The following is a 13103-nucleotide window of genomic DNA, read 5'->3' as shown; positions in this document are numbered from 1 at the left end:
GGTGTGATAATAGCCCTGTCTCTTCGGGTTAAACTACCCAGCCGTCCGTCAATGAATACAAAGGCTCTGTTGATTGGCGTGGTATTTGCTGCAGTCGCAGTCGAGGTCACACGGTACTAACTAGAGGACACCGAATGTATTTTTGGGCTTGTCTTTAGGTAGAGGCGTTCGATGTTTCTCAGTCTTTTTGTAATGTAGCCACCAAGACTTGGTCTGGCCCAACATTCTCTTCAATGGCCGCTGTAATCTAGTTGGTCAGCGCATCCAGTGCCTCAGCGGTAACGGCTTTGGCTCGAAACTGCCCTCGGAGCGAGCACAGCATTGCCCCTAACGCTTTTTTGTTGATCCAACTGACGGCCAAATCCTGTCGTTGCTTAAGCAGCGCTCCGCTGCGCTGCTGCTTCCCCAATGCGGTCCTTCGGCAACCCTTGTCTTATGCCCCCTCTTCATAGCGCTTACGTTCTGCATCCGTCGCATTACGCCACTCTGCGCGAAGTAGGTCCATTCGCCGAGGAATACTGTTTTCGAGGACCTCCGCCTCAATGATCCGTTCTGTCCGAAAGTAACGAAAGCCTTCTCGCATCTCACACCATGCAGCGATGATGCGACTGGTGTCCCGATAACCCAGCAGTATGGGCCAGATCACACGACGAGTTTGTTGGCCTGAGTGGTCCGAATATTTCAGAGCTATTTTTTGGCGGCGCCGAATGGCCAGACGAATGGCCGCGGCGCCGAGTACTTCAACCGGCTGCGCGACGGGCGCAACGCTTACGGCCGGCTGAAGAAACGACGTCCGGTACTTGTCAGGTGCGACAGCTTCCAGCTTGGTGATTAGCTTCTCAGCCGCCAGCGCAAGCTCGGGTTCGCCTCGGGTCTGGACCCACAGCATGCCAAGCGTAACGGCCTCGATTTCGTCCGGGGTCAGCATCAGCGGTGGCATATGAAAGCCCGGCTCCAACACATAGCCGACCCCGGCCTCGCCATTGATTGGTACGCCCTGTCCGATCAGCGCTGCAACATCGCGATACACCGTGCGCTTGGTCACGCCCAGTTCCTCACCAATAGACTGGGCAGAGATCGGGCTTTTGGCACGTCTCAGGATCTCGATGACTTCAAATAGCCTGTCGCCGCGCCTCATGTGATCTCCTTTCGATGAAACAGAGCATACTGACAATATGCTGACAACACGCTGTCAGCATAGGCGCGGTAGATGCAGGAAAAACATTATAAAATGGAGATCAGAAGATGGGACATTTCATTGCTCTAACCCTCGCCGCTGTTATGCCAACAGCACTCGTTGCGGAGTCGGCGGAGCAGCGGGGAACTGCGCCGATCATGGCCATGGGCGTCTATGTGCCGACCGACAACATGGAGGAATCGGAGGCCTTCTACCGCGCCCTGTTCGACAGTGAACCGACAATCGGGCTACCCGAATTCGTGGCGTTCGATGTGGCTGGTGGCTGGTTCGCAATCGTGTCACGGGACAAGTACGCACCGGGGTCCGAGGCAGGTTCGGGCGCGGTTCCCTACCTGCAATCCGCCGATCTGGAGGTCTTGCACGCCCGCGCCACCTCTGCCGGTGTGACCGCGCCGGAGATCATCGAAGAGCCGGGCATCCACTTGCTTAAGATCACCGACCCCAACGGTCAGCTGATCGAGTTTTTCAGACTGACCGGTCAGTGACGCTCACAAGACTCAGCGCAATCTCAAAGGACATCCCATCATGCAAATGAACTACTTCGTCGTCGGTACCAACGACATGGCCGCCGCAACGCATTTCTATGACCAGCTTTTTGGTCAATTAGGCCTAAAGCGCGTCTCGCCCACCGACAGAATGACTTACTGGCTCGGACCTAATTTTGCCTTTGCAGCTGCCATCCCGTTCGACGAAAAACCCGCCACGAATGGCAACGGAACCATGGTCGGCTTCAGCGTCGGGTCGGCTGAAGAGGTCGTAAGGCTGCACGCATTGGCCATCGAGCTTGGTGGCACGAGCGAAGGCGAACCGAACCAACGTGGACCGCGCTTCTCGGCCTACGTCAGGGATCTTGACAGCAACAAGATTTGCCTCTCCGCCTAATGCAGGTCGCAAACGCACTTTCCGATTGAATGGAGAAGACTTTGAAACTCGTTCTTTTGGGCGCGAATGGGCGGACAGGTAAGCTTGTGCTCGTAGCTGTGCACGCACGGGACATGGAGGTCACAGCGGTCGTTCGTTCTGCAGTCAAAACGCCCGATCTACGACACCCAAGATTGCACGTGGTGGTCGGTGATCACTCTGATCCTGAGTTTCTCGCATCAGTGTTTCGCGACCACGGCGCCGTTGTTTCGGCCTTGGGCGGTGAGCTGCCAACAAAAGCCGCCACTTCTGTGTATTTCCGATCTTTTTACGCCATCGTCAAAGCGGCGTCGGCGACCAGACTCAAGCGGGTCTTGGTGACTTCAACGGCTTTGCTATTTCCAGACCAAACGCTGCTCGGAAAGCTCCTTCGTTTCGTTGTGCCGAACGTTGTACGCAGCGCCGATCGCATGGAGGATATCTTGAAGAACTCTGGCCTAAACTGGACCTCGGCCCGCGCGGGATTTCTCAAAAACCCGGTGTGACGGCATACCGTGCCCAAAGAGATGCTTTTCCCGAAAACAGAACAGCAGTTTCCCTGTTGGCACTTGCACAATTCCTGATTGATGCCATCTCGGACCCTGAGACCCAAGGGGCGGCATACGGCGTGGGTTCCGTCGCAAACTTTTCAGATGGCAGAGCATTAGTGGAATTGGTGAGCGGTTTACCCTGCCAGTTGGGCGAACTGCTGAAACGGACGGAGGCCGGGTGTGAATTGGCCTTTGCGGATCATGTTGACCAGTTCTATGCCTGCCGGGACAGATGCGGCTGAAGCGAAAGATTTGAATCCCAGCATGGGTCTGATCCTTCGTTTGATGAAACGGTGATCTTGCTCAATGATGTTAATGAGGTATTTCTGCCTGACCATTTCGATCGGGATCGGGCAACCATAGCTTTTGAGCATCTTGTTGATCGCCTTGATGCCAGCTGTATTGGCTCCACTTTTGTCGATGACGATCTTGCGCGGTAGACCGTTCACCTCACCCGCACCATCTGCGGTTGCTGCCAGGAGATTGTCACCGACGCGCAGGCAAGTTTTGCCACCGAATTTGATAAGTGTACCTGCACCTGCGGTGCCAACTTCAAAGATGACGCTGCCAATGGTGCGTGGAACAAAGAAGTCCTTGATAAAGAAAAAGGAACGGATTCTACAGCCTAACGGCCCGGATCCAGGGACTGGGTCAAGGGCCGTTAGCTTGTTGCAGGTTTTAAGAACATTTTTATTGCGAACTCACGTGCTTCCTCATCTGTTTCTGCCTCATAAACCTCACCAACATCAGGGTGGTTCAATATTTCCCTCCAAGAGAAGCTGGGGGCTTCAAAGGAACTAATGATTTCGAGTCTCAAAGCTGAGTGACGCTCTGTCTCACGCTTAACAAGACCTTTCAGCTCGTTCTCTGTTAAGCCGATAGAAGCTACATCAAGTAGGTGTGTCAGATTAGGAAACTTTTGCGAGTAATTCATCATGGTAGCGATGGGAACATTGTTATTGTTTCCCACTCCCCTGTTGTTGGATTTCGTTCCACTGCGACTTGGACGTGCGTTAGTCCATCAACCCTTTCCGGTGGCCCATTTCGCCCGACATTGTTTGGGTTAGCTGATCCAATGCGTCGATACCCTCTGCCAACGTCCTCGCCAACGTCAAATGTAAACCTATGAGTATTAGCGGTCGGGTTTGCGGCTATTGCGTCTTGAAGTGGTTGCCCTCTCATAACGGTATCCGCACGCAACATTGCATCTTCCGAGTGGAACGCGGACGAAAGCGGTGATCAACACTGCAACGACCAAGCCGATGATATGACGCAACTGGCCGAACATACTCAATTTTTTTGGGGGGCAAGAAAATTCCATCTTTGTGGATCGATCTTCATGCTTTCACCAATCTCGCAGATTGTTTGAAATTCCTGCTCGTCTGGCAAAACGTCGAATTCAAACAGCTGCTCACACAGGTTTTCGAATGCTACGCCCCATTCGCCGTGTTCAGCAGTCGATTGATAGTCGTCCAGCCATTCATCGTCTAGCCGACCTATAAACTGCTGAATGAGGGATACAGTTGCTCTTTGAATTGCGTTTTCCATGTCAATACTTCGGATATGCTCTGATGGTACCATCGGCATAGCCGCCGCACTCAAAATCGAGAGCAGCATCGTAGTAATCAAGCCAATAATTTGGCGAAGAATACTCAAGCCTCAGGTTTACACCCTTTAATTGTCTCTACGCATGGCTTTCCATTCGGCAATCAGTTCGAGCACACGCTCGTCCATATCTGCTGTGGTTAGGCCGTGAGTAGTAGTTGCACCTGGCCGAATCCATCGGGATACAAAAGTCCCTGCATGCCTGTAAATGCCTGGAAATTCTTCCATCATAAACCCAGCAAGTTGGCCTCCTGATAAACTAGGGTCAATTTCCAGTACTTCTAACAAAAGCTCCGACGGTTTAGCGCCATCGTCAACTCTACTTGCCCAGTTCCGTTTCATACTACGGCCTCACGAACTCAAAATCGATAACGTTACTACCAGGCCTGGTCGTCTCAACAACTTCCGAATAGCCATGGCTGGCTGCGATGCGTCCAGTCCATGTATTCCTCGCTGCGTCAGTTCGAGTCATACCTGAATTCACATTATTGATGAACTGCGAATAGTTATCGCTGCCCGTACCTGGAATCCACACACCTTGCACTCTATCAACCTTTACCCCATCACGTTGTAGGCGAAGCATTGCACTATTGAACATGTCTGTCCCTGACCCGAGCGCCGCCGCATCACCACCCGCTGCGACATTGAATTCCAAGGAGCCATTTTTAAGCGTAATCTCGATTCCATGACCAGCATCAGGGTCTCGGTAGAGGTATTGAGCATCAACATCAGATCGATTGATACGATTTAGGTCATCAGAAATATCGACACGCGGTGGCAACGGTCCCTTATTTGTGGCAATTGTGGAGTGGAAAAACGCTGATACTTCCTCTGCAACACTCCAGCGGTGCAGCGCGCCTTTACTGCTCACGTTCGTTAGATGAGCACCTGCGATCGAAACATCCAACGCCACAGCGTGATAGTTTACTGAGTTCAGTGCGCCGGTAGGCGCTACATTAGGCCCGGCGAGCCGGGTCAAATGGCCGAGGTTGATCGATTGATTGGCCGTACCAAAAGCATGGCCGAACCAACCTACTGCTGCAGGATCAAAAATGGCGGGAGAGCTCGCGCTCACGTGATTTAGCTCTTGGGGAGGTGCTCTGGCCGCAAATGCAAGATCACCTGGTCGACTATCGTCGTAGCTGACAGCGACCGGATAGTAGATTTCAGACCAGCCGTCAGGCATAGCCCAAGCCGAACTTGCTCCAAAGACTGTAAACAGCAAAATCAGGAAAGCTTGAACTAGGCGAAAGAGCACATTCACTCCACCTCTAGCCATACAAGACCCTCGTATTCAGTCGCGCCTAAGCCCGCTGCCTCCATCAGATTATTGAGATAACAGTAATGACCTTGCTTCGGAACTTCCGACCAAGGGCTTGGCATAATGTCTTCCTCTGACAACCAAGTCTCTTCAGATTCTTCGCATACATAGACGATCTGCCCAATAGATTTTATTCGAACTGGCACAACCCAACCTTGATCACAGTTTGGACACCAATGTTTCTTTAGGGCCATGGATAAGCTGTCCTGATTTCGCTGCCGTTTCTGGTCATAGTAACAATCCGAATATTGGTTTCGCCAGCCGTTCCTATCGTCCGACCCATTGGGACCACATATGCTAATGGATCATTTGGATCAGGTGCTCCGCGTTTTTTCCAAGCTTCATCGACCAAAGCTAGCGCATCATCACCCTGAGCATTAAACACACTATGCTTTCTCTTGCTGGGGTTACCGCCTCCGCCGTTGTGGCGAACATCGGTGATGCTAAGCAATTCAGGACCGGCCGCGACCTTGCAGCCTGGCTGGGGCTGACGCCGCTCAACAAATCCAGCGGCGGAAAGGAAAAGTTAGGCAAGATCACTAAGAAAGGCGACCGATACATCCGAAAACTCCTGATCACCGGCATGACGTCACGGGCGCTGATGGGCAGGAAGCATCCGGAGCGCCAGGATAATCTGGGTGATGCTGACAAAACAACAGGAATACCGGCAGCCGACCGCCTGACAAGGCCGGCCTGCCCAGAGATGCAAGACGTTTGAAGAGATGATGCGGACTTAAGTCAACCAAAAGCCAGGACGCTCCGACCAACGTCGCGGCCCCAATCGAGGTCGATTAGCCGATAGGAACCTTGCTTGCGGAACTCATCATGGCCGGCGGCCAAATACACTGGCTGCGTGAACAGGCCGAACACACGACTGTACTGACGGACCGCCGCCATCAACACAGAAAACACTTGCAATGCAGGTGCCACCCACACACGACCTTGAGCACGGTCTTCAAATGCTGCGGTCGCAGCCCGCTTTCCGGACTTTAGCTGCAACCGCAAAATCGCAATCCATTTGGAGGCCGGAACAGCGGACAAAACCCAGTAAGTTTCACCGACGCCTGATCGTTTTCTCTATTGCGTCGTAGGGCAATTCACGCTCATCATAAACACCAATAAAAATACCGACGTCGGCCGCACTCCCGTCTCGCTTCTTTAGCAACGTGTCATTTGAAACCGTTGTACGTTGCGATGGACGGCGCGCCCATTCTGACAAGCGCTTCATGAACATGTTGATAACCTCGGCATGGCCCAAGTCGGCACCGAGATCATTCAACTCTTTAGGGTCGTTTTTCAGGTCGAACAATAGCGGGCGAAACCCACCATCGGCAAAGATGAATTTCCAATCCTTGTCCGCCAGCATGAACAGGCGTGCCTGTTTGGGGTCAAGGCCCAAAGCCGCGGCTTCGGGCGTGGCGGAGTAATCATATTCGCTAACCACATATTCGCGCCATGCCGCGGGGGTTCGGCCATACAGGAACGGCAGTAGCGAGCGGCCTTCGATAACGTGATCCGGGACATCGCCACCTGCCAGATCAACAAATGTTGCTGCCAGATCAATACTTTCGACTAGCGCGCTACAAACAGTGCCACGTGTTGCGTCTGATTCTGGTGACGGATCATAGATGATCAAAGGAACGCGCACCGACGGATCATGGAAGAGATCCTTTTCACCCATCCAATGATCACCGAGGTAGTCCCCATGGTCGGAAGTCACGACAATCATCGTATCATCCATATGACCATTTTCTTCTAGCCAATTGAACAGGCGGCCCATCTGATCATCAGCCTGTTTGATCAGCCCCATATAGGCGGGTATCACCTTTTCACGCACGCCCGGTTTGCTAAAGGTTTGGCCGATTTCGTTCTTCATGAATTTTTCATAGACAGCGTGTGGATTCTGCAGTTCGCTATCCGAACGGACCACCGGCAAAACATCTTTTGCCCCGTACATGTCATGATACGGCGCTGGAACAATGTAAGGCCAGTGCGGCTTGATATAGGACAGGTGGCACATCCATGGCCCGGCGGAATTTGCATCCTGCGTTTTTATAAATTCAATCGCCTGTCCCGTCAGCCATGGCGTTTCGCTATCTTCTTCCTTAATGTTTGCAGGCTTATCAGCATGCCGCATAAACCAACCCGAAGCGACACCACCGTCTTCATCAACCCCGGCATTGGCATTGTGCTGCCAGGGGTTTTCAGCCTCATACCCCTGCCCTTTCAGATACTCGTTATAGGGTGAACGTCTTTTGTCATAAAAGCCTTGCGGCCCCTCACCCCATAAGCCGTCATCACGTAGGAAAACATCAAAACCACATTCCGCGACACGCGCTCCGATCACTCCGTCGCGCGAAATGCCCAGACGGTCCATCCCTGCCTGATCCACGCTCATATGCGTCTTTCCGATCAACCAACTATCCATCCCACGTTCGCGCAGATGATCGCCCAGAGTGACCTCTCCGACCTTGAGCGGGAAATTATTCCAGGCGGCGCCGTGGCTGTGCACGTAACGCCCTGTGTAAAAGCTCATCCTTGAGGCACCGCAGATGGGCGATTGAACATAGCAATGGGAGAACCGCACTCCCTTGCCCGCAAGCGCATCCAAATGAGGCGTGTTCAAACTTGGATGCCCAGTGCAACTCAGGTAGTCGAACCGAAGCTGATCGAACATGATAAACAGGATGTTCTTGGCTTTTTTGGTCATGTCGTCTTAACCACCCCTTCATTCATCCATTTATCGAACTGTTTGAGTACAGCATCGCAGAATGCGTCGTCATTGATATGGGCGTCAATTTCCGTAGTTGGTGCAACTGCAGGCATCACGCTGCGGGCCTCGTCAACCATTTCGGCAAGCGCTTCCGGGTCATGCGCTTCCTGGCCTTCGCGATCCCATTCCTCAACACCGCCGGTGGGCAGGAAAAAATGGGTTGGGCCGGTGGCTTGTTTCAGACGACCGGCCATTTCTCGAATAGCGGCCCGTCGCTCTTTTGCATTGAACACCGCACTTTTGATCAGGCGATTATGTTCGTGGAACGGACGGTCGGCATATTGGTCGGGAATGTCCTGCCAACCCGCAAAATCCAAGAGATCCAGCGCGCCTGGGGCCACCATTTGCGGCACGCTTGCGCGCCCGGCATTTGTCAGCCGGTCCTGCCCCGAGGACACCAACGAACCTGCAAGCATGTTGGCAAATTCCTGCATGCAGAAATCCATTACGCAGCAGAAAGCTCCCTCACCCGCAAGTTTCTCAAATGCCATACCGCCCATACCCGTTGAATGGAACACGGCCACTTCGTATCCCCGTTCTTCCAACGCGGGTTTCAGGGTTTTCATATAACGCAGGCAGGATGAGCCCAACGAGGTCATTCCGATCATCGGGCGATCTCGCCGGGGGCGCTGGACGGCGCGGGCTGCGCCTAAAACAGCACCTGCGGCCTGGCTTAGCGATGAGCGGCAAACCGAGTTCATACCATAAAGCCCGCCCGCCCACAGGATCATCTGTATATCCGGCGCCAAACGGTGTGGCGGAATCAGCGGTGAAAAACTGACGGTGGAGACAATGTATTTCGGCACACCCATTGGCAAAGCTTGCGCGCAATCCAGCGCCAGATCGGTGCCCATCGTGCCACCAGTTGCGAGCATCCCATCAAATTTGCCCTCGGCGTAGACCTGCGCCACAAGCGTTGCTGCGCCCCGCGACATCACGCGAAAAGCCTTGTTTTCGTCACCGAGCGCGATCACCTCATCTATGGTCATACCACCGGCCGCGGCCACATCATGTTTGGAAATGTCTGTGGGCGTGGTTGGATCCCCAAGAACCGAGACATCCATGGTCAGCACGTTGCCACCCTGCGCAGTAATGCATTCTTCGATATAGCGCATCTCGGGGTTTTTGGTGTCATAGGTGCCGATCAGCAAGATAGTCTTTTCGCCCATGGTAATCTTCTCCTCGCAGGCTTTTGTCTTACAACTGAATCCAGGCTGTTTTCAGATCGAAGTACTTTTCCATTGCGTGCAAAGACTTGTCGTGACCGTTGCCCGACTGCTTTACACCACCCAAGGGCACTGTGCCGTCCGCGCCGCCATAAGTATTGACGTGTACGACGCCAGAGCGGATGCCCGCCACCATGCGATGTGCACGGCTCAGGTTTGCAGTCCACACGCCCGAGGCCAATCCATAAACGCTGTCATTTGCCAGGCGCAGTGCCTCATCTTCGTCCCTGAACGGTGTCACGGCCAGAACCGGACCAAAGACCTCATTGCGGAACAGATTGTCGGTAGGTTTGACCCCGTTCATTACAGTGGGGGCCATATAATAGCCGCCCGTTTCCGTCAGAATGCGGTCACCGCCGGCACGGCGCTCAGCACCTTCCGCTTCGGCTTGGGCGACGAAATCCAGATTGCTTTCCAATTCCGGCATTGAGTGCACTGCCCCGATCTGTGTGTTCAAGTCCAGCGGATCGCCGACGCGGAAGGCCTGCGCGTGTTTGACAATCTCGGCGACGAAATCTTCGTGAATATCCTCCTGAACCAGCAAGCGCGATCCCGCGACGCAAATCTGACCTGAATTTCGGAAAATACCTGCGGCGGAGACCTTGGCCGCCTGCGCGAGATCGGGGGCGTCGTTGAACACGATGTTGGGGGACTTTCCGCCAAGCTCCAAGTAGCAGCGTTTCAAATTCGAGCGCGCGGAATATTCCAGAAGCCGCCGCCCTGTCGCACCCGAGCCGGTAAAAACCATGATGTCTACATCCATCGACAGGGCCAGTGTTTCACCAACCACGCTGCCTTTGCCTGTGACGACATTTAGGACACCGTCCGGCACACCTGCCTCAAGCGCCAATTCGGTCAATCGCAAAAGCGATAGCGAGGCCGATTCCGCAGGTTTCAACACCACCGAGTTACCCGCCGCCAGCGCCGGCGCGATCTTCCACGTACCGATCATCATCGGCATGTTCCAAGGCACAATCGCCCCTACAACGCCGACAGGCGCGTGATGCACAAGACCCAGCACATTTTCAGCCGTCGGCGCGATCTGACCATAGACCTTGTCAATGGCCTCGCCATAATAGCGGAACGTGCCCGCAGCCGACATCGGCTCGGCCTTCATGGCCATGTTGATCTCAGTGCCGTTGTCCCGCACGCCCAGAACGGCCAGTTCCAAAGCGTGTTTTTCAATCAGATCGGCCAGTTTCAACAACACCTTCTTGCGTACAGAAGGTGAAACCCGCGACCAGCGTCCGTCTTCAAACGCCGTGCGGGCCGCCACAATAGCCCGCTCCATATCCTCGGGGGTGCCCTCGGCAATTTGCGTTAGAACCTGACCGTCAATTGGAGAAATGACATCCAGTTGCCCACCTTCCGCTGCGGCCTCGTGACGCCCATCAATCAGAAGGCTCCGGGCCGGTACGGGCTGACCACGTAGCGCGTCAATGGCAAGTTGATCCATAGGTCGCTTATCCTTGCTGGTTCGGATTATCGGAATCCACGGGTTGCATCGTAGGTTCCGGCCGCAGTTTGTTTTTGAATTCGAAATACAGCGTTCGACAGTGCAGTATCAGGATCAGAACGATCAGGCCAAACAGAATGGCCGCGATGGGCCGGTCGATGAAGTCGAGCGGCGTTTTGACCCGTGCCATTGCGCTGCGCAGCTTGGTTTCCATGATGCCGCCAAGAACCATGCCCAAAATGATGGGCACAATCGGCAGGTCCAGCCGTTTTAGGATCAGACCAAAGACACCAAATCCAGCCGCGATGGCGCAGTCGGTGATCGAATTGCGCAAGCTGTAGACCCCCACGAATGCCAAAATCAGGATCATGACACCAAGGAACCGGGTCGGGATTTGGATAATCTTCAGCAGAAGGTTCGTCGAAAATAACAAGAACACAAGAACGATCACGTTAAGCAGGATCAGCGCCATATACAGGGCCAATACGAAATCCATCTGGTTTTCGAACAGCTGCGGTCCGGGGATCACGTTGTGGACATAAAACACCGACAGCATCATCGCCGTCAGCGCCTCGCCAGGAATACCCAGAGCCAGCAGAGGAATCATCGCAGCGCCTGGAACGGCGTTGTTCGCTGCCTCGGACGCCACAAGTCCCTCGGGTGAGCCGTCACCAAACTTTTCTGGGTTCTTTGACGTCTTTTGAGCATAGGTGTAGGACAAAAATTGCGATGTAAACTCGCCCGTGCCCGGCACCATGCCCATGAACACACCGATGCTTGAGGACACGGTGGCGACGCGTTTCACGCCCAGAAGTTCTTTGAGGCCGGCAAAGATATTGCCACTTACATGGGTGTCGCCTGGCGCGTGGTTCTTTTCCAATAGCAGCAGAAATGCCTGGCTAATCGCAAACAGACCCAGCACGACCACAATGAGATCAATGCCGGAAGCCAGCCAACTTTGATCAAAGGTGAACCGGCGGGTGTATTTTACGGGCTCCAGCCCCACAGAATTCAGGAAAATGCCGAAGGCCGCCAACATACCAGCGGCAAAAATCTGCCCCCGGTGAGCCAGCACAACCAGAATGATGCCCAATAGCGCGGCCAGGAAAATCTCGCGGCTGCCAAAATGTGGGGCGACAAGGGCCAGAACCGGTGACAACACCATCAGACAGATGATCGCAAACACGCCCCCGAAGAACGAGGCCGAATACGCCAGAGACAGCGCACGGTGGCCCTGCCCCCGTTTGGTCATGGGATATCCGTCATAAGTGGTCAGCGCGTTTACCGCTGTGCCGGGGGTGTTGATCAGAATCGCGGGAATGGCTCCGCCATACATGGATGAGCCATAGATGCCCAATAATAGGGTTAGTCCTACGATGGGCTCGAACGCAAAGGTGGCAGGCAACAAGATTGCGATGGCCACCGCCGCACCCACCCCGGGCAATGCGCCGATGATGACGCCGCCGATCGAACCAATCAGTAGGGCCACGATAACCTGCCATTGCAGCAGGATTGAAATACCGGAAAGAAGCGTTTCCATAGTGGCCCCTTACAGATAGGTCAGCGCAAAGGCGCGCACGGAATCCGGAAGGTGTTCATAGACCGCTCCGGCGGGGATTTTGACCTGAAGAAAGCCACGGAAAACGATGGTGACCACAAAGCCGAACAACGCAGCTATTCCGATAGCATTTGCACCACGAAACCCCACGCGCAGGGTCAGGAAGACTGCGAACAACATGGTTGAGGGCAGATATCCTAGCTGCGGAACCACCAGAACATAGATCAGGAAATAGGCAACATATTCGAACGACCGAACCCAGAACCCGACCTCGGTCCATCGGCCGCTGATCCGGTCTGACAAGGCCGAGCTAAGCCAATGCAGAAACCCGAACACCACCATGCACCAGATTGCAATTGTGGGCCAAAGACCCGGCTGCGCGAACCATTTGGTTCGTTTGACGACCTTGGTCTGATCACCCAGCTGGGACAAAAGAAACACCGCGAATGCCAGAAACAGTACGGCGAAAACGACATCGCCGGGTCGGCGATATCTTTTGAACATGTCCTGTAAAG

At 54.1% G+C, this 13103-nt stretch carries 14 protein-coding genes and 2 pseudogenes; 4 read left to right on the top strand and 12 right to left on the bottom strand.

All coding sequences use genetic code 11. The features are described 5' to 3' along the window. Window positions 1-433 precede the first annotated feature (433 nt). A complete protein-coding gene (locus tag AC2FFP_RS21420; RefSeq protein WP_496845253.1) occupies window positions 434-1138 on the bottom strand; it encodes a helix-turn-helix transcriptional regulator in 705 nt (234 codons plus the stop codon). Between the two features lie 107 nt (window positions 1139-1245). Here AC2FFP_RS21420 and AC2FFP_RS21415 point away from each other — a divergent pair, with 107 nt between their 5' ends. The 3 genes from AC2FFP_RS21415 to AC2FFP_RS21405 are packed head-to-tail and all read left to right on the top strand — an operon-like array spanning window position 1246 to window position 2604. Then, window positions 1246-1683, top strand: coding sequence for a VOC family protein (locus tag AC2FFP_RS21415; RefSeq protein ID WP_496770492.1), 438 nt, complete (start codon window positions 1246-1248; stop codon window positions 1681-1683). 40 nt (window positions 1684-1723) lie between these two features. After that, window positions 1724-2080, top strand: a complete 357-nt coding sequence (locus tag AC2FFP_RS21410) for a VOC family protein (RefSeq protein WP_496727550.1) — start codon at window positions 1724-1726, stop codon at window positions 2078-2080. A gap of 29 nt (window positions 2081-2109) precedes the next feature. After that, window positions 2110-2604, top strand: coding sequence for an NAD(P)-dependent oxidoreductase (locus AC2FFP_RS21405; RefSeq protein WP_496770489.1), 495 nt, complete (start codon window positions 2110-2112; stop codon window positions 2602-2604). Between the two features lie 179 nt (window positions 2605-2783). Here AC2FFP_RS21405 and AC2FFP_RS21400 read toward each other — a convergent pair. From AC2FFP_RS21400 to AC2FFP_RS21380, 5 genes and pseudogenes are all read right to left on the bottom strand, one after another. Then, a pseudogene (locus AC2FFP_RS21400) lies at window positions 2784-3107 on the bottom strand (DDE-type integrase/transposase/recombinase); the annotation flags it as partial. 203 nt (window positions 3108-3310) lie between these two features. Next, window positions 3311-3583 (bottom strand): hypothetical protein, encoded by a 273-nt coding sequence (locus AC2FFP_RS21395; protein ID WP_496845254.1) that lies wholly within the window; start codon window positions 3581-3583, stop codon window positions 3311-3313. Between the two features lie 356 nt (window positions 3584-3939). Then, on the bottom strand, window positions 3940-4305 hold the full coding sequence (locus AC2FFP_RS21390; RefSeq protein ID WP_496770485.1) for a MafI family immunity protein: 366 nt from the start codon (window positions 4303-4305) through the stop codon (window positions 3940-3942). A gap of 18 nt (window positions 4306-4323) precedes the next feature. Then, window positions 4324-4596, bottom strand: a complete 273-nt coding sequence (locus AC2FFP_RS21385; RefSeq protein ID WP_496770483.1) for a hypothetical protein — start codon at window positions 4594-4596, stop codon at window positions 4324-4326. Between the two features lies 1 nt (window position 4597). Further along, window positions 4598-5533: a hypothetical protein gene (locus tag AC2FFP_RS21380; protein WP_496770482.1), complete on the bottom strand. Its 936-nt coding sequence runs from the start codon at window positions 5531-5533 to the stop codon at window positions 4598-4600. 430 nt (window positions 5534-5963) lie between these two features. Here AC2FFP_RS21380 and AC2FFP_RS21375 point away from each other — a divergent pair. Next, a pseudogene (locus tag AC2FFP_RS21375) lies at window positions 5964-6167 on the top strand (transposase); the annotation flags it as partial. Between the two features lie 146 nt (window positions 6168-6313). Here the strand turns inward: AC2FFP_RS21375 and AC2FFP_RS21370 are convergent. The 6 genes from AC2FFP_RS21370 to AC2FFP_RS21345 all read right to left on the bottom strand — a co-directional run bounded on the left by AC2FFP_RS21370 (window position 6314) and on the right by AC2FFP_RS21345 (window position 13092). Then, on the bottom strand, window positions 6314-6505 hold the full coding sequence (locus AC2FFP_RS21370) for a hypothetical protein (RefSeq protein ID WP_496881490.1): 192 nt from the start codon (window positions 6503-6505) through the stop codon (window positions 6314-6316). A 124-nt stretch (window positions 6506-6629) separates the two neighbouring features. Next, window positions 6630-8285: a sulfatase-like hydrolase/transferase gene (locus tag AC2FFP_RS21365; RefSeq protein WP_496881489.1), complete on the bottom strand. Its 1656-nt coding sequence runs from the start codon at window positions 8283-8285 to the stop codon at window positions 6630-6632. Beyond that, window positions 8282-9517 (bottom strand): Tm-1-like ATP-binding domain-containing protein, encoded by a 1236-nt coding sequence (locus AC2FFP_RS21360; protein WP_496881488.1) that lies wholly within the window; start codon window positions 9515-9517, stop codon window positions 8282-8284. Before AC2FFP_RS21360 ends, AC2FFP_RS21365 begins: the two co-directional genes overlap by 4 nt. A gap of 28 nt (window positions 9518-9545) precedes the next feature. Beyond that, complete coding sequence (locus AC2FFP_RS21355) at window positions 9546-11030, bottom strand: aldehyde dehydrogenase (protein WP_496881487.1); 1485 nt, start codon at window positions 11028-11030, stop codon at window positions 9546-9548. Window positions 11031-11037: 7 nt separating this feature from the next. Continuing rightward, complete coding sequence (locus AC2FFP_RS21350; RefSeq protein WP_058278613.1) at window positions 11038-12570, bottom strand: tripartite tricarboxylate transporter permease; 1533 nt, start codon at window positions 12568-12570, stop codon at window positions 11038-11040. A 9-nt stretch (window positions 12571-12579) separates the two neighbouring features. Next, entirely contained in the window at window positions 12580-13092 is a 513-nt protein-coding gene (locus AC2FFP_RS21345) for a tripartite tricarboxylate transporter TctB family protein (protein ID WP_496881486.1), read from the bottom strand. Between the last annotated feature and the right edge of the window lie 11 nt (window positions 13093-13103).

This window comes from Ruegeria sp. YTSC004 (genome assembly GCF_059609805.1).
This window is presented reverse-complemented; position numbering and strand designations above follow the sequence as displayed.